The 20827-nt window shown below is 71.7% G+C and carries 26 protein-coding genes; 20 read left to right on the forward strand and 6 right to left on the reverse strand.

All coding sequences use genetic code 11. The annotated features are described in order from the left end of the window. Positions 1-432 precede the first annotated feature (432 nt). A complete protein-coding gene (locus AC07A6_RS37735) occupies positions 433-1104 on the reverse strand; it encodes a YdcF family protein (RefSeq protein WP_478780144.1) in 672 nt (223 codons plus the stop codon). After that, complete coding sequence (locus AC07A6_RS37740) at positions 1104-2213, reverse strand: helix-turn-helix domain-containing protein (protein WP_478780145.1); 1110 nt, start codon at positions 2211-2213, stop codon at positions 1104-1106. Before AC07A6_RS37740 ends, AC07A6_RS37735 begins: the two co-directional genes overlap by 1 nt. A gap of 149 nt (positions 2214-2362) precedes the next feature. On the opposite strand from AC07A6_RS37740, the gene AC07A6_RS37745 reads away from it, so the two are divergent. Then, positions 2363-2515: a hypothetical protein gene (locus tag AC07A6_RS37745; RefSeq protein WP_478780146.1), complete on the forward strand. Its 153-nt coding sequence runs from the start codon at positions 2363-2365 to the stop codon at positions 2513-2515. After that, positions 2508-2765, forward strand: a complete 258-nt coding sequence (locus AC07A6_RS37750) for a hypothetical protein (protein WP_386273342.1) — start codon at positions 2508-2510, stop codon at positions 2763-2765. Before AC07A6_RS37745 ends, AC07A6_RS37750 begins: the two co-directional genes overlap by 8 nt. Before the next feature lie 83 nt (positions 2766-2848). Here the strand turns inward: AC07A6_RS37750 and AC07A6_RS37755 are convergent, their stop codons facing one another. Then, on the reverse strand, positions 2849-4069 hold the full coding sequence (locus AC07A6_RS37755; protein ID WP_478780147.1) for an XRE family transcriptional regulator: 1221 nt from the start codon (positions 4067-4069) through the stop codon (positions 2849-2851). A 154-nt stretch (positions 4070-4223) separates the two neighbouring features. On the opposite strand from AC07A6_RS37755, the gene AC07A6_RS37760 reads away from it, so the two are divergent. Both AC07A6_RS37760 and AC07A6_RS37765 read left to right on the forward strand, forming a co-directional pair. Next, the gene (locus AC07A6_RS37760; protein WP_478780148.1) at positions 4224-4397 is read left to right on the forward strand and encodes a hypothetical protein; all 174 of its coding nucleotides are present in this window, start codon (positions 4224-4226) and stop codon (positions 4395-4397) included. Continuing rightward, a complete protein-coding gene (locus tag AC07A6_RS37765) occupies positions 4390-4644 on the forward strand; it encodes a hypothetical protein (RefSeq protein WP_478780149.1) in 255 nt (84 codons plus the stop codon). The genes AC07A6_RS37760 and AC07A6_RS37765 overlap by 8 nt, the downstream gene beginning before the upstream one ends. A 555-nt stretch (positions 4645-5199) precedes the next feature. On the opposite strand, the gene AC07A6_RS37770 is transcribed toward AC07A6_RS37765, so the two are convergent. Both AC07A6_RS37770 and AC07A6_RS37775 read right to left on the reverse strand, forming a co-directional pair. Further along, complete coding sequence (locus AC07A6_RS37770) at positions 5200-6222, reverse strand: LacI family DNA-binding transcriptional regulator (RefSeq protein WP_007265470.1); 1023 nt, start codon at positions 6220-6222, stop codon at positions 5200-5202. A 24-nt stretch (positions 6223-6246) separates the two neighbouring features. Then, positions 6247-7065 (reverse strand): response regulator transcription factor, encoded by an 819-nt coding sequence (locus tag AC07A6_RS37775; protein ID WP_362457821.1) that lies wholly within the window; start codon positions 7063-7065, stop codon positions 6247-6249. Between the two features lie 502 nt (positions 7066-7567). Here AC07A6_RS37775 and AC07A6_RS37780 point away from each other — a divergent pair. From AC07A6_RS37780 to ygfZ, 13 genes are all read left to right on the forward strand, one after another. After that, complete coding sequence (locus tag AC07A6_RS37780) at positions 7568-7822, forward strand: MoaD/ThiS family protein (protein ID WP_007265472.1); 255 nt, start codon at positions 7568-7570, stop codon at positions 7820-7822. Between the two features lie 529 nt (positions 7823-8351). Then, the gene (locus tag AC07A6_RS37785) at positions 8352-9647 is read left to right on the forward strand and encodes a hypothetical protein (RefSeq protein WP_478780161.1); all 1296 of its coding nucleotides are present in this window, start codon (positions 8352-8354) and stop codon (positions 9645-9647) included. A 95-nt stretch (positions 9648-9742) separates the two neighbouring features. After that, entirely contained in the window at positions 9743-10450 is a 708-nt protein-coding gene (locus tag AC07A6_RS37790) for an LmeA family phospholipid-binding protein (protein ID WP_386273345.1), read from the forward strand. A 162-nt stretch (positions 10451-10612) separates the two neighbouring features. Next, positions 10613-10696, forward strand: coding sequence for a putative leader peptide (locus AC07A6_RS37795; RefSeq protein ID WP_350206375.1), 84 nt, complete (start codon positions 10613-10615; stop codon positions 10694-10696). A 198-nt stretch (positions 10697-10894) separates the two neighbouring features. Then, positions 10895-11740, forward strand: a complete 846-nt coding sequence (locus AC07A6_RS37800; protein WP_007265475.1) for a sulfurtransferase — start codon at positions 10895-10897, stop codon at positions 11738-11740. Between the two features lie 79 nt (positions 11741-11819). Then, complete coding sequence (locus tag AC07A6_RS37805; RefSeq protein WP_478780150.1) at positions 11820-12110, forward strand: DUF1416 domain-containing protein; 291 nt, start codon at positions 11820-11822, stop codon at positions 12108-12110. Between the two features lie 113 nt (positions 12111-12223). Further along, positions 12224-12487, forward strand: a complete 264-nt coding sequence (locus AC07A6_RS37810) for a DUF3099 domain-containing protein (RefSeq protein WP_362457812.1) — start codon at positions 12224-12226, stop codon at positions 12485-12487. A gap of 120 nt (positions 12488-12607) precedes the next feature. Continuing rightward, positions 12608-13411: a hypothetical protein gene (locus AC07A6_RS37815; RefSeq protein ID WP_478780151.1), complete on the forward strand. Its 804-nt coding sequence runs from the start codon at positions 12608-12610 to the stop codon at positions 13409-13411. Continuing rightward, on the forward strand, positions 13408-14205 hold the full coding sequence (locus AC07A6_RS37820; protein WP_478780152.1) for a flagellar basal body-associated FliL family protein: 798 nt from the start codon (positions 13408-13410) through the stop codon (positions 14203-14205). The genes AC07A6_RS37815 and AC07A6_RS37820 overlap by 4 nt, the downstream gene beginning before the upstream one ends. Next, positions 14202-15029, forward strand: coding sequence for a hypothetical protein (locus AC07A6_RS37825; RefSeq protein ID WP_478780153.1), 828 nt, complete (start codon positions 14202-14204; stop codon positions 15027-15029). Before AC07A6_RS37820 ends, AC07A6_RS37825 begins: the two co-directional genes overlap by 4 nt. 270 nt (positions 15030-15299) lie before the next feature. Next, positions 15300-15872, forward strand: coding sequence for a heme-binding beta-barrel domain-containing protein (locus tag AC07A6_RS37830; RefSeq protein WP_362457800.1), 573 nt, complete (start codon positions 15300-15302; stop codon positions 15870-15872). Positions 15873-15952: 80 nt separating this feature from the next. Then, the gene (locus AC07A6_RS37835; RefSeq protein WP_362457797.1) at positions 15953-16393 is read left to right on the forward strand and encodes a Fur family transcriptional regulator; all 441 of its coding nucleotides are present in this window, start codon (positions 15953-15955) and stop codon (positions 16391-16393) included. 20 nt (positions 16394-16413) lie between these two features. After that, positions 16414-17382 carry a CAF17-like 4Fe-4S cluster assembly/insertion protein YgfZ gene (ygfZ, locus tag AC07A6_RS37840; RefSeq protein WP_007265484.1) on the forward strand — a complete coding sequence of 323 codons (969 nt, stop codon included), beginning with the start codon at positions 16414-16416 and terminating at the stop codon, positions 17380-17382. Positions 17383-17399: 17 nt separating this feature from the next. Here the strand turns inward: ygfZ and dtd are convergent, their stop codons facing one another. Continuing rightward, complete coding sequence (dtd, locus tag AC07A6_RS37845; RefSeq protein ID WP_478780154.1) at positions 17400-17825, reverse strand: D-aminoacyl-tRNA deacylase; 426 nt, start codon at positions 17823-17825, stop codon at positions 17400-17402. Between the two features lie 132 nt (positions 17826-17957). Here dtd and AC07A6_RS37850 point away from each other — a divergent pair, with 132 nt between their 5' ends. The 3 genes from AC07A6_RS37850 (at position 17958) to AC07A6_RS37860 (ending at position 20800) form a co-directional block, all read left to right on the forward strand. After that, entirely contained in the window at positions 17958-18545 is a 588-nt protein-coding gene (locus AC07A6_RS37850; protein WP_362457789.1) for an RsiG family protein, read from the forward strand. Between the two features lie 130 nt (positions 18546-18675). Continuing rightward, on the forward strand, positions 18676-19920 hold the full coding sequence (locus tag AC07A6_RS37855; protein WP_478780155.1) for a GNAT family N-acetyltransferase: 1245 nt from the start codon (positions 18676-18678) through the stop codon (positions 19918-19920). Between the two features lie 94 nt (positions 19921-20014). Continuing rightward, positions 20015-20800: a putative protein N(5)-glutamine methyltransferase gene (locus AC07A6_RS37860; protein ID WP_478780156.1), complete on the forward strand. Its 786-nt coding sequence runs from the start codon at positions 20015-20017 to the stop codon at positions 20798-20800. Positions 20801-20827: the final 27 nt, after the last annotated feature.

Below are 20827 nucleotides of genomic sequence, written 5' to 3' on the forward strand. Positions count from 1 at the left end.
TCAAGGGCGCTCCCTTCGGTCGCGTCGCTACGCGATCGCCTTCGGCGACCCTTGACAGGCCGACCCGCCCCGGAAAGCCGAAAGACTGCCGGGAACCCCCCAAAGAAACGGCACGGTCCAGAGGAGAAGGGACGGGTCCGTCAGCGATGAGCGAGGAGCCGGGGGCCGGCCCCCGGGCATCCGGGCCCCCAAGAGTCGCGATTCGGAGCCGGGGCGCGGCTACCCGCACGAGAGGTTGACCAGCGCCCCCTGCGGAGCACCCAAGCGCGACAGATCGCTACGCGCTCCTCGTATTTCGGCGTCCGGCGACCGTCTGGGGCTGGTACCTGCACCAGAGGGTGATCAGAGTGCTGCGGGACGCGGTCGGGCGCAGCAGATCGCTACGCGCTTCTCTGGTTTCGGCGGCCTGCGGGCGTCCGGGGCTGCTGCCACTCAGCTGCTGAGGAGACAGCTGGTGAAGCCGTCACGGATGAGGGACTCGTATGCGACATGCACGGCTTCCGGTACCTCCTGAGCGATGGCGAAGCCCTGTTTGGGGTATTCGAGCACTCGTTGGAGGTCGCCGACGATCATGCTGATCACGGATTCCTCGTCGCCCATGCCTTTGAGATAGGTGTCGAAGGACAATGGATCGGAAGCGCAGAGAACCTCGATGTCGGGCCACTGCTCGCGGCAGGTGGCGAAGGCCCTCCGCTCCATGTACGGCATGGTGATCAGCAGCACGGAGCGGGGCCGGACGCCGGCGGCGGTGAGCGCCTCGCGGGCGAACGCGATGTTCTGCCCGGTGTTGGCGGCCTTCGGCTCCAGCAGCATCGCGTGGGCGGGTACGCCGAGCGCGAGGGCGTGTTCGTGGAAGTGAACGGCTTCTCCACGGGGGAACACGTTGATGGTGGCCGCACTGTTGCCGCCGGTGAACACAAGGGTGGGGAAGAGCCCGGACCGGTACAGGTCTGCGGCGTAGCTGCTGACGCCGAGGTCGTTGCAGCCCAGAGCAATGGCCGCGTCGCACGGGCGGAGTTCGTGGTGCATGTGGTGGTAGTCCCAGATCAGCTGGGCGGCCTGCCGCTGATCCTCGGTGACTTCCTGCGGTCGTCCGTCTGCCACTACCTGCTCCCTGGTCGGTGGTGTGGGGGTTTGAAGGCTCCCTCGCACGTCCGTCTGATGGCCTCGATGCTACGTAGCTGATGCCCGAGGTCGGACTCTGCAGCGATCTGCGCGGCTTGGTCGAGAAGGCGGAGCCCCTCGTCACGGGTAGCGGGATCGGTGCGCAGGATGTGGGCTTGGGCGGTGGTGAGCTGGACCCGTTGCATCGGGGAGCGCACGGTGCTCGTGCTGCAGGCGACGTCCAGGAACCGGAGTGCGGCGGGCAGGTCTCCGGCGTCGCGACGGGCGAGAGCGAGTTTCTGGTGTGCCACCGACCAGTCCTCGGGTTCGGCAAGGTCCTCGAAGTCACGAGTTGCAGCTGTCATGACACGCGTCGCGTAGCCGTGCTGCCCGTCCTTGCTCAGCGCCGTTCCCACCCACAGTCGGGCCCTCGCACGGTCGCGGAGGGAAAGCCGGTTGTCGACAGCGAGGGCCTCATAGGCGCGAGCAGCGGTCTCCAGTCTGCCGGACATCTCCATGACCACCGCGAGAGACAGATCGAGTTGGGCCACACGCCGGGGGATGCCAAGGTGCATGAAGACGGTGCGCGCACCGGCATAGGAGTGCTGGGCGGACAGCAGCCCGACGGCAGTCCCCCGGTATCGCTTGAGGTCGCCGAGCAAGGCGGTCGAGCGGGCGAACAGGTACAGGCCCTTCTCGTCCAGCTCGGATTTCCGGAATCGGCTCAGCCATCGGCTGAGCAGGCAGTCGGCGAACGCGAAATCCTGCTGGGAAAGGGCGCCCACGACCCGATCCAGGTCATCGGCCCAGGATTCGTACTCCCAGGCCAGGGGAGCGGCGGGAGGCGCCCACCGGCCTGCCCTGGAGCCTCCGGCCTCGGACAGGAACGTCTCGAACCGCAGGTGGGCGGCAGCATCCGCGCGTGCCAGGGCGGTGTCGAGGATTGCCTGGGTGTCCGGGCGTGGTTCGGTCGACGCCTGGAGCTTCTCCCACTTGGAGACGGTCCGCGCGCCGACGCCGAGGTTTTCGGCAAACGCACGGATGCTCAGCCGCAGCGCGAGCCTGAGTGCCTTCGCCTCCAGCCCGGTCCAGTGGTGCACGGTCGCCACACGCCGCTCCCTTCTCACCGTCATCGAACCACGCAGACCTGCGAGGGGGGACAGAAGTACAGCGGAAGTGCAACAAACGGTCATTCCCGCACGGTTGGGGTGAGTCCAGGCTGATGGCTGACACCACTGACCTCTGGAGGAGTCGCCCCATGACCGACCGCATCACGCACAGCTGCGTCTGCGAGCTGCTCAAGACAGCGCACGTGCCCGACGAGATCATGCCCAGCGCCGACCTGCTCGACCGCGCTCAGGCCGGCTGGGAGCGCTTCCTCAGCACCTTCGAGGCGGCCTCCGATGAGTGACTGCTACGAGTACGTGCCGCACGGCCTCCTCCGCCGCCGGGTCCGCGACATCGCCTCGGGCGTCGAGGGAGTGCTGATGGCGGTGATCAACGAGAACGTCTCGGATTCCGCTGCCTATGAGCGCTGGGTGGAGTTGGCCTACATCCGCAATGCCTCCGGCCGCGAGTTCACCACCGCCGCCAGCAACGTCGAACCCGCCCCTGACCAGCCCCGGACGTCTGTCAGCCGCCGAGATCAGAGGAGCGCGTAGCGATCCGACGCGCCTGCCGGCTTCCTGGGCTGTGCACGGGCGCGTCAGACTGCTACGCGCTGGCCGCTGACGAAACATTCGGGTCAGCCGAGCTGGGCGAGCACACCCACCAGCGTTTGGCCTTCCCGGGCTCCTCTGCGCAGCAGGATGGCGCCCACCTTGTGCAGCTCGGCCCACGCGTGCGGGCGGCCGACCTCCGAGGCGTCGTGGATCACACCCAGAGCCTCGGTCAGAGCGGCCTCGGCCTCCCCGGCGCCCGCGTATGCGTGGGCGAGGCAGGATCCGTACCAGGCCCGGTCCCGGCGGAAGGACGGGGCGAAGCCGCCCAGGCCCGAGGTCAGGTTCCCGACCGCGCCGTCCCAGTCCTTCAGGTGCAGGTCGGCCATACCGCGCTGAGCCGCGAACCAGGACTCACCGTAAAAGTAGAGCCACGGAGGCGCGTCAACGGCACCGGCGATGATCCGCTGCGCCTCGTCCAGGCGGGAGTACGCCTCGTCGCGCTCACCCTCCAGCGCGTACCCCCGCCCCGCCATCTGCACCGCCATGGCCCGGGTGGCCTCGCTCGCCCCCGAAAGGGAAGCAGCAGCCTCACCCAGCCGCACACAACGCCGGCCGTTGCCTCCCGACCACGCCAGGTGTGCCTTCATGCTCAGGGTGGTGGCAGCCAGGTCGCCGTAGCCGGACTCCAGTGCCCAGTCGTAGGAACGGTCGAACCACCCGAGTGCCACGGGGGCGTTGTCCTGGTCCTGCGCCATCCAGGCCAGGAACTGGGCGTACTCGGCCAGCAACCTCACCACCCGGTCGGCCAGGGCACCCCGAGCCTGCCCGTACAGCCCCGCCACCTCCCTGAACTGCGCCAGAACCAACGGTGCAACGGTGCGCGACCCCACCGTGTCCTCGGCCCGCCGATGCGCGGCCAGCAAGGCGTCCATCGCATCGACAGCAGCGGCATCCAGCCGCAGCCCACCCTTTTTCACCCGACCCAAACGCTCGCCGTCGGTCTCCGACACCACCCCGGGCAGCACGAGCGAGGGAAGCGGCAGATCCTCGTACCAGGCACCGAGCAGTTCCAGGGGCACGCCGAGCCCGTCGATGATGCGCTGCCGCACCTCTGCCGAGGTCACCGCGCGCCGACGGTTCTCGATTGCGGAGACATCGGGTTGCGCCAAGCCCACGAGGGCACCAAGCCGGCTCTGACTGCTCCGCGTCAGCTTCCGCCACGTCCCCAACAGGGCAGCCCAGTCCTCAGCCGCTGCGGCCGCCCGTAATTCGGGGTGCACCCACACATCCAACTCGGGCTCCATGCGGGAAATATAGGGCGGTCCTATAGGACGCGGCAGTGGTTCAGCCCAGGCGCCACCCGACATGGTGGTCACACCTGGGCGGCCGCCGGGTCCGAATGGGAGCGCTGCGAAGAGTCCCGCTCCACTACTCATTGACGAGGGCAGGGAGTAACCCGTGACCAGTCGCATCAAGCACAGCTGCACGCACGACGCACCCAGTACTGACAGTCTTGACGGCCACTCGGGGAAGACACCCTTCCTGATCGAGCCCAGCGCCGATCTGCTGGACCGGGCCCACAGCGGCTGGATGCGTTTCCTGAATAGCTTTCCAGAGGTGCCGGGTGAGTGAGCAGTACGAATACGTGCCCCACCGCCTCCTGCGCCGCCGGGTCCGCGACATTGCCTCCGGCGTCGAGGGCGAACTGATGGCTGTGATCAACGAGAACGTCTCCGACACCCTCACCGAGCACTGGACGGAGCTCGCCTACATCCGCAATGCGTCCGGCCGTGAATTCACCACTGCCGCCGCCAACATCGAACCCGTCGACGACCAGCCCCGGACGGTCGGTGGACGCCGAGATCAGAGAAGCGCGTAGCGATCTGTCGCGTCCGTCCGCTCCCTCGGCTGCTGTTTTCGACCTCTGGTGCGTGTATCAGCCACAGGCGGTCGCCGGCCGCCGAGAAATGAGGAGCGCGTAGCGATCTGTCGCGCCTGCGGGCTCCGGGGGAGGTCCTGATCAACCTCTCGTGCGGGTAGTCGCGCCCTGGTCCGGAATCGTGGATGTGGGGCCCGGATGCCCGGTCTGCCGACGCCCGGCCCCTCGCCTCATCGCTGAGACGCCCGCTCCTCCAACGTTGGACCGTGCCGTTTCTTTGGGGGTTTCCCGGCAGTCTTTCGGCTTTCCGGGGCGGGTCGGTCTGTCAAGGGTCGCCGAAGGCGATCACGAAGTGACGCGACGAAGGAGCGCCCTTGACAGGCCGGCACGAACCGGAAGGACGATGGGACTGACGGGAAACCCCCAACCAGCCCTGATCCGGCCCAAGGGGCTACCGCTCCCCGACGTCCCGGCCCGCAGACAAGGGGGCGGGTGGGCAGCCGCCGACCAGCCCCGGGGGGTCGAGGGGGAGATAGCGAGCCCGCGCCCCGCCCCCTACCGGCAGCCGCAGCTGCGGCGGATCACCAGGGCCGAGGGGAACTGCTTCAGGCGTTCGCGGCGGGAGCCGGCCACGCGGAGGGCGTCGTCCAGGACGAGGTCCACCGCCGCGCGGGCCATCGCCGGGCGGTCCGAGGCGATCGTCGTCAGCGGCGGGTCCGTCAGGGCGGCCTCCTTGACGTCGTCGAAGCCGGCCACCGCCAGCTGCTCGGGGACGTCGATGCGCAGCTCGCGCGCGGCGCGGAGCACGCCGATGGCCTGGTCGTCCGTCGCGCAGAAGATCGCCGTCGGCCGGTCCGGGCGGGCCAGGACCTCCAGGGCGACCCGGTACGCGTCGTAGCGGTTGTACGGGGCCTCGATGAGCCGGCCCTCGACCGAGCGCCCGGCCTCCAGCATGGCCCGGCGCCAGCCCTCGACGTGGTCGGCGACCGGGTCGCCGACCGACGGGGTGTTCTCGATGCCGCCGATGCAGGCGACGTACTCGTGCCCGTGTTCCAGCAGGTGCCGGGTCGCGAGCTGCGCGCCGCCGATGTCGTCCGTGACGACGGCGACGTCGTCGATGGCCTCCGGACGCTCGTGCAGCAGCACCACCCGCGCGTCCCACGCGTCGATCTCCGAGGCGGCCCGCTCGCTCATGCCCTGGCTGACGAGGATCAGCCCCGACACCCGCATCCCGAGGAAGGCGCGCAGGTAGTGGACCTCGCGCTCGTCCCGGTAGTCGGAGTTGCCGACCAGGACCATTTTTCCGCGTTCGGCGGCGGCCTGCTCGACCGCGTGCGCCATCTCCGCGAAGAACGGCTGGCGGGCGTCGGGGACGATCATGCCTATGAGATCGGTGCGGCGTGACGCCATGGCCTGGGCCACGCGGTCGGGCCGGTACCCCAGCTCCTTGATCGCGGCGAGTACACGCTCGCGCGTGGCCGGGGCGACCGGCCGGGGTCCGTTGTTGATGACGTAGCTCACGACGGCGGTAGAAGTACCCGCAAGTCGCGCTACGTCATCCCGCGTCACCTTGGCCACGCGCGGAAGTCTACGCGGGGTGACCTACCTCTGGGCAGGGTGTTTGGCCGACTGGATGGTCACAGGAGCTTCCTCCGAACGGGCTACGGGTCCGCTCGTGCGGTCCGCGGCCTGCGCCGGGGCCTTTCCCGGGGCCTGCTTGGCGGCGGCCTCGGCGGCCGCGCGCTCCACCTTCTCCGGGGTGACGAAGCGGTAGCCGACGTTGCGCACGGTGCCGATCAGGGACTCGTGCTCGGGGCCGAGCTTGGCCCGCAGCCGCCGTACGTGGACGTCGACCGTCCGGGTGCCGCCGAAGTAGTCGTAGCCCCAGACCTCCTGGAGGAGCTGGGCGCGGGTGAAGACCCGGCCGGGGTGCTGGGCGAGGTATTTCAGCAGCTCGAACTCCTTGAAGGTGAGGTCGAGGACCCGGCCCTTCAGCTTCGCGCTGTACGTCGCCTCGTCGACCGACAGGTCGCCGTTGCGGATCTCCATGGGGGAGTCGTCCGAGCCGAGCTGCTGGCGGCCGGTGGCCAGCCGCAGCCGTGCCTCGACCTCGGCGGGGCCGGCGGTGTCGAGGAGCACGTCGTCGATGCCCCAGTCGGCGGTGACGGCGGCGAGGCCGCCCTCCGTCACGACGAGGATCAGGGGGCAGCCGGGTCCGGTGGACCGCAGCAGCTGGCACAGCGACCGCACCTGCGGCAGGTCGCGGCGGCCGTCGACGAGGATGACGTCGGCGCCGGGGGTGTCCACCAGGGCCGGTCCCTCGGCGGGGGCCACCCGGACGTTGTGCAGCAGCAGGCCGAGTGCGGGCAGCACCTCGGTCGACGGCTGAAGGGCATTGGTCAACAGGAGGAGAGAGCTCATGCCCGGCCACCTGCCCGGTTCGGGCGGCCGTGCTCCTGTTTGCTTCGCTGGTCCATCACGTCGGTTCCTCCTCGGTCCCGTCGAGGACGTGCGCTGTACTGCTTCGTACGCCTTGCCTGGCATGCCGTCCGGCCCCCGCGCCCTGGGGTCCGGATGGATACCACTGTTCTCGGTCCGTTCAACGTGCTGAAAGCACAAAAGGACCCGGGGGCCACGTTGCCCGGATCCTCTACGCCGCCAGAATAGCCCACCGGCCCATTCGGGGCCGAGGGCTGCCGTGCACCGCATTCTGTGGTTCGCGCCACGCCTTCCTCCTGCGTATGCCCTGGTTTCGCCGGATCGAGCGGTCCGCCGACCGGTCCTGCGGGGCCTCGGGGCGCACGGACGGCGCGCTGAGGCACGCCGGGGTGACGGGCCGGAGGGGTCATCATGGAGGCCGACGGTAGAGAGCCGACGGAGCCGACCACGGGACCGCCCGGTCGGCCGAGCGATAGGAGCTGCAGTGGCAACCGGAACCATCCGCTACTGGGCGGCGGCGAAAGCCGCGGCCGAGACGGCGGAGGAGCCGTACTCGGCGCGCACACTGGCCGAGGCGCTCGACGCCGTGCGGGACCGCCATCCGGGGGAACTGACCCGGGTCCTGCAGCGCTGCTCCTTCCTCGTGAACGACGAGCCCGTGGGCAAGCGCCCGCACGATGCCGTCCTGCTGACCGAGGGGGGCACCGTCGAGGTGCTCCCGCCGTTCGCGGGCGGGTGAGCGGATACCGATGAGCACTCCCGAAGAACAGCAGCGGCAGCGCCAGCAGCAGGCCGCCGAGCAGGATCCGTACTCCACCCAGACCTGGCAGGCCGACACCTGGGAGACCGGGTACCAGCCGGTGCAGCCGCCGCTGGGCTCGGTGCCCGGCCAGCCGGCCGCCCCGGCTCCGCAGGGGCAGTGGGGGCAGACCGGGGGCGGCGTGCCGTGGCCGGACGGCACCGGGGGCGGTGGGGCCTCCGCGGCCGCCGCCGAGACGGCGTACCTGCCGCCCGTGCCGGCGCAGCAGCAGCCCGCGGCGCCCGAGGGCTGGTTCCGCGACGAGCAGCCGCCGGCTCCCGCGCAAGGCGGCTGGGCCGCCGACGCGGCCGCGCAGACGGCGTACCTGCCGCCCGTGCCGGCCCAGCAGGCTCCGCAGCCGCAGTACCAGCCGCAGCCGCCGCAGCAGCCCGCCGTGCCCGACAGCTGGTTCCGCGACGAGCCGGCGCAGGCGCCGCAGCCGCAGGCCCACCAGCCGCAGGCCCCGGCCGTGCCGTGGCCGGACGCCACCGGGGGCGGCGCTGCCGCTTCCGCTGCCGCCGAGACGGCGTACCTGCCGCCGGTGCGGGAGCCCGCGGGGGCGGCGGAGCAGACCGCGTACCTGCCGCCGGTGCAGCCGCAGTCCGCCGCGCCGGACGGCTGGTTCCGCGACGAGGCGCAGCAGCCCTCCGCCCCGGCCGCTGCCGCTTCCGCTGCCGCCGAGACGGCGTACCTGCCGCCGGTGCGGGAGCCCGCGGGGGCCGCGGAGCAGACCGCGTACCTGCCGCCGGTGCAGCCCCAGGCCCCCGCGCCCGACGCCTGGGCCGCGGACGCCTCCGCCGCCGAGCAGACGGCGTACCTGCCGCCCGTGCGGGAGCCCGCCGGGGGCTCCGGGGGCGCCGCCGAGCAGACCGCGTACCTCCCGCCGGTCCCGTCGGAGCCGCAGGCCCGGCAGCCGCAGCCGCAGCCGCAGCCGCAGGCCGCCGTGCCCGGGCCGTTCGGTCCGTCCGCCGAGTACTCGCCGCCGACCGTCGGCGGCAACACCCTGCGCGCCGTAGACCCCGCCCAGGCCCGGGCCGAGGGCCGGTCGCCGATCATCGACCCCGGTCCGCAGTCGGCGATACTGACCGCCGCCCTGGGCCTGCTGATGGCCGGTGCCGCCGCGATCGGCCAGTGGGCGCTGCTCGTCCCGCTGATCGCCCTCCAGGGGCTCACCGCGGCCGGCTGGTTCCGCCTCAACGGCATGTGGCCGGCCCGTCAGGGCATCGTCGTGGCCTTCGCCGGGGCCCTCGTCGCAGACGGCGCGGTGCTCGCGCTGGACCGCACGTACGCCCCCGGCGCGGTCATCGGCACGCTCGGGGCCTGGGTGCTGCTGACGCTGGTGCTCCAGCTGCGCAGCCACGCGGACCCCGACGAGCGGATGTACGGGCTGATGGCCTCGGTGGCCTCCGCCGCGCTGGCCATCGTCTGCACGGGCTTCCTCGCCGCGGACTGGGAGCCGGTGACCACCGGTGCCGTGGCCGTCGCCGTCGCGGTGTTCGCGCGGGCGCTGCCGCTGCCCACCCCGGCCTCCGTCGGCGTCTCGCTGGCCGCCGCGGCCGGTGCGGGCATCGCGGTCGGCGGGCTGACCGGGCTGGGTGCCGGCGGGGCGCTGGTGGGTCTCGCGGCCGGGGTGTGCGCCCTGATCGGGCTGCGCGTGGCCGCGTACGACTACCCGTCGAAGTTCGTCCACATGACGGCCGGTGTCGCGCTGCCGCTGGCCGCCGCGGCCCCCGTCGTCTACCTGATGGGCCGGGTGGTCGGCTGACGCCGCAGGGGGAGCCCGCCCCGCCGCTGACACCGCCCTCACGGCCGATCATGGTCCACTAGAACGTACGTACCGACTAGTTGGGGGAGGGGCACGTGCGTTTCATACGTGTCGTGGTGATCATCGGCGTGGTGCTCGGAGGGCTGTTCGTCGGCGCCGACCGCTGGGCGGTCGGCTATGCCGAGGACCGGCTGGCCGAGCAGGTCCGGTCCCGCCAGGGCCTCGCGGGCAGCGCCGAGGTGGAGATCCACGGCTTCCCCTTCCTGACCCAGGCGCTCAGCCGCGACCTGGACCAGGTCGACCTGAAGCTCGGGGGCGTCGACGTCACCGCCGACGGCCGCAAGACGCGGCTGTCGGAGCTCAAGGCCTCGTTCCACGAGGTGAAGCTGAACGAGGGCTACAACGGCGGTACGGCCAAGCGGGCCGAGGGCAGCGCGCTGATCTCGTACGAGGACCTCACCAAGGCCTCCCAGAACGGCGTGGTGCTCACCTACGGCGGGGCGCCGAACAAGGTGAAGGTCACCGCGACCCTGGACTTCCTCGGCAAGACCATGACCCGCAGCGTGGTGTCCACCGTCGCGCTCGTCGACGCGGGCGGTTCCAAGGTCGTCCGGGTCCACGCGGACTCCGTCCCGGGCGAGGGCATCCCGGGCATCGAGAGCGCGGTGCGCAAGCGGACCGACTTCGACCGCCGCATCGACGACGGCCTGCCGGCCGGGCTCAAGCTCGCCTCGCTGACCTCGGACGAGTCCGGCGTGCACCTGGCCCTGAGCGGTTCGGACGTGTCCCTGGCCGGATCGTGAGACGGAGCGGTCCGATCCGCAGAAGGACGGGCCGCCCGACCAGCCCCGGAAGGCCGTCAGGAGGCCGTCCGGGGCTTTCTCGTCCCGGAATACGGACGATCCTGTCTCGGAATATGACACGCCGGTGACAGGGCGGCCGGTTCGTCCCTACGATCCATGGCTATGAAGCATCAGCAGGCGGACCTCACGAAGCGGCGGGCAGTAGACCTGTGTCGCGTCGCCGCCATGCTCTGTCGCTCCATGTGAGGTGTGAGCCTTCCGCTCCACCGGCCGGACCGACGGCCCTTCATCCGCGTGACCGCACCGCCGCGCACCAGCCTCCTGCCCCCTGACGCCTCCCCGCGCAGGGCCCGAGAGCCGCACCCGGAACGGCACGCACCAGCACAGCCCGCTTCGCAGCAGCCCCAGCACAGCCCCGCCGCAACTGCCCCGGAGGAGAACACCATGAGCCGCAGCGACGTCCTCGTAGACGCCGACTGGGTCGAAGCCCACCTGAACGACGCCAACGTCGTCATCGTCGAGGTGGACGAGGACACGTCCGCGTACGACAAGAACCACATCACCAACGCCGTCCGGATCGACTGGAAGCAGGACCTCCAGGACCCGGTCCGCCGCGACTTCGTGGACCAGGAGGGCTTCGAGAAGCTCCTCTCCGCCAAGGGCATCTCCAACGACGACACGGTCGTCCTCTACGGCGGCAACAACAACTGGTTCGCGTCCTACGCCTACTGGTACTTCAAGCTCTACGGCCACCAGGACGTCAAGCTCCTCGACGGCGGCCGCAAGAAGTGGGAGCTCGACTCCCGCGACCTGGTCGACGGCAAGGACGTCCCGAACCGCCCGGCCACCGAGTACAAGGCCAAGGCCCAGGACACCTCGATCCGCGCCTTCCGCGACGACGTCGTGGCCGCGATCGGCTCCCTGAACCTGGTCGACGTCCGCTCGCCCGACGAGTTCTCCGGCAAGCTGCTCGCCCCGGCGCACCTGCCGCAGGAGCAGTCGCAGCGTCCCGGCCACGTGCCGAGCGCCCGCAACATCCCGTGGTCGAAGAACGCCAACGACGACGGCACCTTCAAGTCCGACGAGGAGCTGACCGCCCTCTACGAGGCCGAGCAGGTGGACCTGGCGAAGGACACCATCGCCTACTGCCGCATCGGCGAGCGCTCCGCGCTCACGTGGTTCGTGCTGCACGAGCTCCTGGGCCAGGAGAACGTCAAGAACTACGACGGCTCCTGGACCGAGTACGGCTCGCTGGTCGGCGTGCCGATCGAGCTCGGCCCCAACAAGTAATCCGGCGGCGGGGCGGGCACGCGACGCCCGCCCACGCGCCCTCGTGGCAGCAGAACCTCTCTAGGACAGGACAGAGAACATGTGTGGAGCACAGATCGGCGGGCCCGACCTCGCGACGCTGAAGCCCGGTGAGACCGCGATCCAGGGCCAGGTGACCAAGGACGGCGAGCCCATCAGCGGCTACGTCCGCCTGCTGGACTCGACCGGCGAGTTCACCGCCGAGGTCCCCACCTCCGCGACGGGCCAGTTCCGCTTCTACGCGGGCACCGGCTCCTGGACCCTGCGGGCGCTCGTCCCGGGTGCCCAGGCCGACCGTGCGGTCGTCGTCGCCGAGGCCGGCGGCGTGACGGACGTCGCCATCGCGGTCTGAGCATTCCGGACCGACAGCTGAACCGGCCGAAGGGCCGCACCCCCGGGGGTTGGACGCCACTGGAACGGGGTGCGGCCCTTCGCGCCTTCCGCCTCCGGCCCTACGCTGGAGGCATGTACGCGCGGCGCCGGCGCGCCTATTTCTGGCTCATGGGCGGATGCCTGTTCCTCTTCGTCTCCGCCTGGTCCTTCGTGCGTCTCTTCTCGGTCGAAGCGGCGGTCGCGCTGTGCGTCGTCGCCATGGTCATTCCGCCGGTCGCCGCGATGGTGGCGAACCGGCGGGGGCCGGACGACCGCTGGTGGGACGACCCCTCGGGCGATCCGAAATCGGACGAGTGGTGGGACGAACTGGACGGAAAGCGGCGTCCGGAAGACTGACTCAAAGCCGCCTATATAAAAGCGTAATAAGGATGCGTACAACGGCTCCCCGTCCCAGGGTGTCTTGGATGTGCGCGGGTGAACGATCCCGCGGCTCCAGTCCTGTGGGGGGACCCCGTCTTGGAAAACGAAATCCAGGAATCGGGTACTCCGGAAATTCCGCCGGTTGACCCGGCCATTCCGGACGTAACCGATCCGACGACCTGTGCGCCGCGCCGCCGCGGCCGTACGACGCTGCTGATCGCCGCCGCCCTCGTCCTGGGCGCGCTGGCCGGCACCGTCACCGGCTACGCCGTCCAGTACCAGCGCCCGCCCACGGCCCTGCCGCCGCTGGCGCAGCAGAAGCTGGACGCGCCGAAGGCGCTGGCGCCGAACGACGCGACGACGGCCAAGTCGATCAACGCCAACCGCTGGCACAAGACGGACGGAGACCTCACCGAGCTCCTGATCGAGGCGCCGGCCGGGGCGAAGGTCGAGGCGAGCGGCTACGACACCCTCGACTCCTTCGCGACCACCTTCGAGAAGCCGGACTTCGCCCTGCGCGGTGACGTGAAGGACGGCTTCAGGCGCCTCGCCACCCGGGTCTGGACCCAGGGCGACGTCCTGGTGGAGGTCCGGCTCGTGCAGTACCGCGACTTCGCGGGAGCCAACGAGTACCAGAAGTCGCAGGCCTCGTACATGCCCGGCAAGGGGTCCGCGGGCAACGACGGCGTGGCCGTCCCCGGTGTCCCCGCGGAGCTCGGACACGTCTGGATCGACTCGGAGGCCCATTCGGAGCCCGGGTACATGCCGGTACGCCAGGGGCGCGCCATCGTCCGCCGCGGCGACATCGTCCTGGACATCTTCTACTTCGACAAGCGCGGCCGCGCGATCTCCGAGGGCGATGTCCTCGACCTGGCCAAGCGACAGCTGGAGCGACTGTGACCGAGCCCGAGGCCGCGCCCGCGGCCGACTCCCAGGCCGAGCCGCAGACCGCACTCCGGGCGGCCCGCCGCAAGAAGGCCCCGCTCATCGCCGGGGGCGTGGCCGTCGTCCTCCTCGCGGGTGGCGGGGTCGGGGCGTCCTACGCCCTCGCCGGTGCCGACCGGACCGCGCCGACCGCCTACTGGGCCGCGGCCGGCCGCGAGCTGCCCGAGGCCGGGAACGCCGCACCGGTGCCCCCGAACGACCTCTCCGGCAAGCTGCTCCCGCTCCCTCCCGAGTTCAAGCTCGGCCCCGACCTCGCCGGCGACGGCAACGACTTCTTCGTCTCCGGCGAGAAGGCGGTCGAGGGCTTCAAGGAGGCCCGCAAGGGACTGTCCAGCTCGGAGCGGAAGAAGCGCGACGACATGCTGGCCGACCTCAGGCTCAAGGGCCTCGCCGGCCGGAGCTACGCCTCCTCCAGCGGCGGCATGGTCGTGGAGATCCGCATCATGCAGGCCGACCCGAAGGCCGTGGGGGCGTTCTCGGAGGTCAGCAAGAAGCTGCTGGAGCTCGCCGGCCGCGACAGCGACGCGCCGAAGGTGGACGGGTACCCGGACGCCAGGTGCGCCCTGCTGCCCGTGGGGCAGGAGAAGGAGCCGGCGATCGACTCCATGTACTGCGTGGCCGTCCAGGGCGACGTGCTGGTCAGCCTCCGCGCGTACGGGCCCAAGAAGGAAGGGTTCTCCAAGCTGGAGGCCACGGGCTTCCTCAAGAACCAGCTGTCCCGCCTGAAGTCCCCCGGGGAGTCCGTGTGACCGAGCAGAACACCACCACCGCTCCGGCCCCCGAGGCCCCCGAGGCGGCGGCCCCCACCCCGCCCGGGGACCGGCGGACGCTGCGCGCCGTCCTGCGCTGGACCGCCGCCGTCCTCGTCTTCGCCGCCGCCGGCGCGGGGACCGCGTACGGCATCACGCAGGCCGACCGCACCGACGTCCCCGGGCTGTCCACCGAGGCGGACGGCCGCTGGACGTACCCGGCCCTGGCCAAGCCCACCCTGCCTCCCGGCGCGGCGCTGCCCTTCGCCACGGACAACAAGGACGGCATCCACTACGCCGGCCTCACCCAGCTCCTCCTGCCCGCCCCCCTCGGCTCCGCCCCGGACGCCGGACTGAAGCTGGAGAAGGACTCGGCCGTCACCGTGGACACGCTCCTGGCGGAGTACGAGGGCACCGCGCGGGAGAAGATGAAGCAGGGGTTCACCGACAACGGGCTGCGCCAGATCGCCGGCCGCGGCTGGACCACCCCCGACGGCACCCGCACCCGCGTCTACCTGCTGCGCTTCCACGCCTCGGGTCTCGCGGACACCTTCACGGGCTGCGGTCCCGACATGAACCTGAACGGCGTGAACCGCATCGAGACGGACGGCGCCTGGGGCAAGGCCCGCATCGCCCAGGCGGGCCCGGACCCCACCGGCGTCACCGTCCTGGAGGAATCCGTCCCGTTCGGCGACGAGCAGGTCCGGGCCGGGTGCGTCCAGTCGGGCGACATCCAGGCCGTGATCCTGCAGAGCCGCAAGGGCGGGGCCGCGGCGGTCCCGCTGCACCAGGCGGTGATCCTGCAGCAGCAGCTGCTGGGCTGAACCGGCGGGGGCGGCCGCTACGGCCTACCTCACACCGTGCGCCGGGCCCCGGGCCAGTAGGCTTGGGGACCGGCCCGTCCACCCGCACCGAATCCTCCGAGGAGCACCCCGTGCTTGAGGCAGTCTTCACCTCCCTGCTGGTCCTGGTCTGCGTCGGCGTCCTCGCCTTCACCGGCCTGGCCGTCAAGAAGCTGTACCAGGGTCAGCGCTGAGCATCCGCCCAGCCGACCGCCCCGGACCCCCTCCCACAGATCGCCTGAGCAGCCAACCATGATCCAGATCCCGTCCGACCTGAACCCGGGCCTCGTCCCCCTCGCCTTCCTCCTCGGCACCTGGGAAGGCGCCGGCGTGTTCGACTTCCCCGGCGAGGAGAAGTGCAACTTCGGCCAGGAAGTCGTCTTCAGCCACGACGGCCGGGACTTCCTGGAGTACACCTCCCACTCCTGGGTGCTCGACGCCGAGGGCAACAAGGTGCGCCCGCTGGAGTCCGAGTCGGGCTACTGGCGCATCGACAAGGACCGCAAGGTCGAGATCGTCATGGTCCGCGACCAGGGCGTCGTCGAGGTCTGGTACGGCGAGCTCGCCGACAAGAAGCCCCAGATCGACCTGGTCACCGACGCCGTCGCCCGGACGGCCGCGTCCGGCCCGTACAGCGGCGGCAAGCGCCTCTACGGCTACGTGAAGAGCGACCTGATGTGGGTCGGCGAGAAGGCCACCCCCGACGTCGAGCTGCGCCCGTACATGTCGGCCCAGCTCAAGAAGGTCGTCACCCCGGAGGAGATCGCCGACATGGCGCGCAACCTCCCGGAGCTCCCGGAAGACGGCATCGCCTTCTTCCGCTGAGCCTCCCCCGTACGGATACGGGCACCGGGAAGGGGACCGCGGGCTGACCGCGGTCCCCTTTCCGCGCTTACACTGGCCGGGTGGTGACCACCGACTGGAAGAGCGATCTGCGGCAGCGCGGCTACCGGCTGACACCGCAGCGCCAGCTCGTGCTCGAAGCGGTCGACGCCCTGGAGCACGCCAGCCCCGACGAGATCCTCGTGGAGGTCCGCAAGACGGCCTCCGGGGTGAACATCTCCACCGTCTACCGGACCCTGGAGCTCCTGGAGGAGCTCGGCCTGGTCTCCCACGCCCACCTCGGGCACGGAGCCCCCACCTACCACCTCGCCGACCGGCACCACCACATCCACCTCGTCTGCCGCGAGTGCACCGGCGTCATCGAGGCCGACGTGGACATCGCCGACGAGTTCACGGCGAAGCTCCGCGCCACCTTCGGCTTCGAGACCGACATGAAGCACTTCGCGATCTTCGGGCTCTGCAAGGAGTGCGCGGCGGCCAAGCGCCAGGAAGCCACTTCCTAGCGCCGTCGTAGGCTGGTGGCATGACCAGCAGCCCCTTGCTCCATCTTCCCGGCGCCGTAGCGGCCGAAGGCCGTGACGAGGGCGTCGCCGCCCACTACGGAGAGCTCTACGGCGAACAGCGCGCCCTCGCCGACGGCCGCGGCTTCGTCGACCTCTCCCACCGCGGGGTCGTCACCGTCACCGGAGCGGACCGGCTGAGCTGGCTGCACCTGCTGCTCACCCAGCACGTCAGCGACCTCCCCGCCGGACAGGCCACCGAGGCGCTGATCCTCTCCGCCAACGGGCACATCGAGCACGCCCTCTACCTCGTCGACGACGGCGAGACCGTCTGGGCGCACGTCGAGCCCGGCACGCAGGAGGCCCTCCTCGGCTACCTGGAGTCGATGAAGTTCTTCTACCGCGTCGAAGTCGCCGACCGCACCGCCGACTTCGCCGTCGTCCACCTCCCGGCCGGCTCCATCGCCGAGCCCGGCAAGGAGCACGTCGTACGCGAGACCGCGCACGGCCGGGACGTCTTCCTGCCCCGCCCGCAGCTGGAGGCCTTCGCCGCCGCCCACGGCCCCGCCGCCGGGCTCCTCGCCTACGAGGCCCTGCGCGTCGAGGCCCACCGCCCGCGCGTCGGCGCCGAGACCGACCACCGCACCATCCCGCACGAGCTGGGCTGGATCGGCACCGCCGTGCACCTGCAGAAGGGCTGCTACCGGGGCCAGGAGACGGTGGCCCGCGTCCACAACCTGGGGAAGCCCCCGCGCCGCCTGGTCTTCCTGCACCTGGACGGCTCCGAGGTGCTGCTCCCGGCGCACGGGACGCCCGTACGGCTCGCCGCGGACGGGGAGGACGGCCGGCAGCTCGGCTTCGTCACCACCGCCGTCCGCCACCACGAGCTCGGCCCGATCGCCCTGGCCCTGGTCAAGCGGAACGTCCCGGTGGACGCCCCGCTGCTGGCCGGGAACACGGCCGCCGCACAGGAGGTCGTCGTAGCGCCCTGACGGCCGCTACACGCCGATCACACGTCGATGACGATGGTGAACGGGCCGTGGTTCGTCAGCGAGACCCGCATGTCCGCGCCGAACCGGCCCGTCGCCACCGTCGCGCCCAGCGCCCGCAGCTGCGCCACGACCTCGTCGACCAGCGGCTCGGCCACCGGCCCGGGCGCTGCCGCGTTCCAGGTGGGGCGGCGGCCCTTGCGGGCGTCCCCGTACAGCGTGAACTGCGAGATCACCAGCAGCGGCGCGTCCACGTCGCTGCAGGACTTCTCCGCCTCCAGGATCCGCACCGACCACAGCTTGCGGGCCAGTACCGCCGCCTTCTCCGGGGTGTCGTCGTGGGTCACCCCCACCAGCACGCACAGCCCATCGCCGACGATCTCGCCGACCGTCTCGCCCGCCACGACGACGCTCGCGCCGTCCACCCTCTGCACCACTGCTCGCATACCACCTGTGTACCAGGAGTGCACCCGTCCGGGGCCGATCGGGTGGACGGGGACTGCGTACGCACCACGGAGAGTGGCACCATGCACGCAGGCGGTGCCCCCAGCACCGGTCGAGGGGACGGACACAACGTCATGAACACTTCTGGTACCTCCGCACCTGCACCCGCGTCACCCGCTCCGGACACCCCCGCGGGCACCACGGGGCGGCCTCCCGCGCAGCGCACCGGCGAGCCGCTGGGGCCGACCACCCCCGCCACCGCCCTCGGCCTGCCCGAGCTGCGCGCGCTGCGGCGCGACGCGCAGCGCGACGAGGCCGACCTGAGCTACGTACGCAGACTCCTGCAGGGCCGCATCGACATCCTGCGCGCCGAACTGGCCCGCCGGACGGCCACCGAGGCGCCGGTGGTGGACCGGCTCTCGGAGATCCTCGCCGACGCACCGTCGACCCGCAGCGCCTCCGCCCGGCACGTCACCCTCGGCACCCCGCACAACGAGGAGTTCCGGCTGCTGGCGGCGGAGATGCTGGCCGACGTGGAGCTGTCCGACCTGGAGGCGCGCACCGACGGGGAGCTGCACGACGCGATGGGCAGGCTGGTCCGCTACGAGCAGCAGGTGTCGCGGCGCCGGCAGCAGCTCCAGCGGATGGCCGACGACTCCAGCGCGGAGATCACGCGCCGCTACCGCGAGGGCGAGGCGCAGGTGGACGACCTGCTGGCGTAGGGCGGGGCGGCTGCCGGGGCGGCCGCGGGGCCGGCTGCGGGGCCGGCCGTGGGGCCGGTCGTGGGGCCGGTCGTGGGGCCGCGGAAATTGGGGCGACCGGTGCGGGGCGCGGCGGTTAGCGTGGCCGGTTATGAGTGCTGACGTGCGGCCGATCGCCGCATCCGAACTGCCCGCCTGGCTCACCACGCTGAACTCGGGCTTCCTGACTCCGGGCACCCCGACGGAATCCGACGTGGCCCAGCGCGCCGCGCACTCCGATCTCGCGCGCGTACAAGGGGCCTTCGACAAGGAGACCGGCCGGTGCGTGGCCACCTTCCGCTCCTTCGCCCAGGAACTGACCGTCCCCGGCGGCGCCGCCGTCGGGAGCAGTGCGGTCTCCAACGTGGCCGTGCTGCCCACCCACCGCCGCCAGGGCCTGCTGACGCGGATGATGGAGGTCGAACTGGCCGCCGCGCACGCGCGCGGTGACGTCCTGTCGACCCTGATCGCCGCCGAGTACCCGATCTACGGGCGCTACGGCTACGGCGCCGCGACCGTGCACGCCGAGTGGGAGGTCGACGTCGCCCGCACCGGCCTGGACCGCAGCCGTCCGGCGCCGGTCGACGGCGGCCGGATCGACCTGGTCGACGTCGCCGAGGTGCGGCGCGTGGGGCCCGCGCTGCACGAGCGGCTGCGGGCCTCCCGGCACGGCATGGTCGACCGGGACGCGCGCTGGTGGAGCCTGAAGACGGGCCTGGAGCAGATGTCGCACCGCCCGTACCGGGAGAAGATGCAGGCCGTGTACCGGGACGCGGCCGGTGAGCCGGCGGGGCTGGCCGTCTACCAGGCCGACGACCACTGGACGGACGCGAAGACCCCGCTGAACACGGTCCAGGTCGTCGACTTCCTCGCGGCGACCCCGCAGGCGGAGCGGGCGCTGTGGCACTTCCTGTGCTCCATCGACTGGGTGCTGAAGGTCCGCACCGGCAACCGTGCCCCCGACGACCTGCTGCCGGAGCTGCTGCCCGACGCGCGGGCGGCCGGGCCGGTGTCGGCTGCCGACTTCCTGTGGGTGCGCGTGCTGGACGTCGTACGGGCGCTGGGGGCGCGGACGTACGAGGTGCCCGGGGTGCTGGTGCTGGAGGTCGACGACCCCACGGGCCCGGCGGGCGGCCGCTACCGGCTGGACGCGGGCGCCGGCACGTGCACGCGTACCGAGGAGCCCGCCGGGGTGCGGCTGGACGTTTCCGCGCTGGGCTCCCTGTACCTGGGGGACGCGTCGGCGGTGCGGCTGGCGGCGCTGGGCCGGGTCGCCGAGCTGGAACCGGGGGCCGTCGCGCTGGCCGACGCGGTGTTCCGCACCGCGCGCCGGCCGTGGTGCCCGGACGTCTTCTGAGGCCCGCACGGGCGGTGACATGACGGACCCGGCCGTCCGGCCGGGTCCGGGCGCCGCCGACGGCCTATCGTCGGCACCGGCAGAACCAAGAGGATTGAGCTACGTGACATCGATTGTGGAACGGCTGCGCGCGGCCGGCTGCGTCTTCGCGGAGGAGGAGGCCGACCTGCTGGTCGCGGCCGCCACCGACGACGCGCACCTGGCGGGCATGGTCGCCCGCCGGGTGGACGGCGAACCGCTGGAGCACGTCGTCGGCTGGGCGGAGTTCTGCGGACTGCGCGTGGAGGTGGGCGCGGGAGCGTTCGTACCGCGCAGGCGTACGGAGTTCCTGGTCCAGGAGGCGGTGGAACTGGCCCGCCCCGGTGCGGTGGTGCTGGACCTGTGCTGCGGGGTCGGCGCGCTCGGCGCGGCGGTGGCGGCCCAGGTCCCGGGCGGGGTCGGGCTGCACGCGGCCGACATCGACCCGGCGGCGCTGGTGTACGCGCGGCGCAACGTGGCCCCGTACGGCGGTGCGGTGTGGGAGGGCGACCTGTACGCGGCGCTCCCCGGGGAGCTGCGGGGGCGGGTGGACGTGCTGGTGGTCAACGCCCCGTACGTGCCGACGGGGGAGATCGGGCTGATGCCGCCCGAGGCCCGCGACCACGAGCCGCTGGTGTCCCTCGACGGGGGTGCGGACGGCCTGGACGTGCACCGCCGGGTCGCGGCGGGGGCGCTGGAGTGGCTCGCGCCGGGCGGTCACCTGCTGATCGAGACCAGTGCCAGGCAGGCGCCGCTGACGGCGTCCGCGCTGACCGGGGGAGGTCTCGTGGTGCGGGCGGTCACCTCGGAGGAGCTGTACGCGACGGTGGTCATCGGACGGGCGCCGGCTCCGGCTGCCTGAGGAAGCAAGGGGAGGGGCGGAAGTGGA

Source organism: Streptomyces sp. NPDC044002 (genome assembly GCF_056434525.1).

What these genes read in the sequence shown, in the direction of transcription:
- AC07A6_RS37745 (WP_478780146.1), top strand. Translation starts at nt 2,363, where the DNA reads ATGACCGACCGCATCACGCACAGCTGCGTCTGCGAGCTGCTCAAGACA.
- AC07A6_RS37750 (WP_386273342.1), top strand. Translation starts at nt 2,508, where the DNA reads ATGAGTGACTGCTACGAGTACGTGCCGCACGGCCTCCTCCGCCGCCGG.
- AC07A6_RS37755 (WP_478780147.1), bottom strand. Translation starts at nt 4,069, where the DNA reads ATGGAGCCCGAGTTGGATGTGTGGGTGCACCCCGAATTACGGGCGGCC.
- AC07A6_RS37775 (WP_362457821.1), bottom strand. Translation starts at nt 7,065, where the DNA reads ATGAGCTCTCTCCTCCTGTTGACCAATGCCCTTCAGCCGTCGACCGAG.
- AC07A6_RS37795 (WP_350206375.1), top strand. Translation starts at nt 10,613, where the DNA reads ATGAAGCATCAGCAGGCGGACCTCACGAAGCGGCGGGCAGTAGACCTG.
- AC07A6_RS37800 (WP_007265475.1), top strand. Translation starts at nt 10,895, where the DNA reads ATGAGCCGCAGCGACGTCCTCGTAGACGCCGACTGGGTCGAAGCCCAC.
- AC07A6_RS37805 (WP_478780150.1), top strand. Translation starts at nt 11,820, where the DNA reads ATGTGTGGAGCACAGATCGGCGGGCCCGACCTCGCGACGCTGAAGCCC.
- AC07A6_RS37810 (WP_362457812.1), top strand. Translation starts at nt 12,224, where the DNA reads ATGTACGCGCGGCGCCGGCGCGCCTATTTCTGGCTCATGGGCGGATGC.
- AC07A6_RS37830 (WP_362457800.1), top strand. Translation starts at nt 15,300, where the DNA reads ATGATCCAGATCCCGTCCGACCTGAACCCGGGCCTCGTCCCCCTCGCC.
- ygfZ (WP_007265484.1), top strand. Translation starts at nt 16,414, where the DNA reads ATGACCAGCAGCCCCTTGCTCCATCTTCCCGGCGCCGTAGCGGCCGAA.
- dtd (WP_478780154.1), bottom strand. Translation starts at nt 17,825, where the DNA reads ATGCGAGCAGTGGTGCAGAGGGTGGACGGCGCGAGCGTCGTCGTGGCG.
- AC07A6_RS37850 (WP_362457789.1), top strand. Translation starts at nt 17,958, where the DNA reads ATGAACACTTCTGGTACCTCCGCACCTGCACCCGCGTCACCCGCTCCG.
- AC07A6_RS37855 (WP_478780155.1), top strand. Translation starts at nt 18,676, where the DNA reads ATGAGTGCTGACGTGCGGCCGATCGCCGCATCCGAACTGCCCGCCTGG.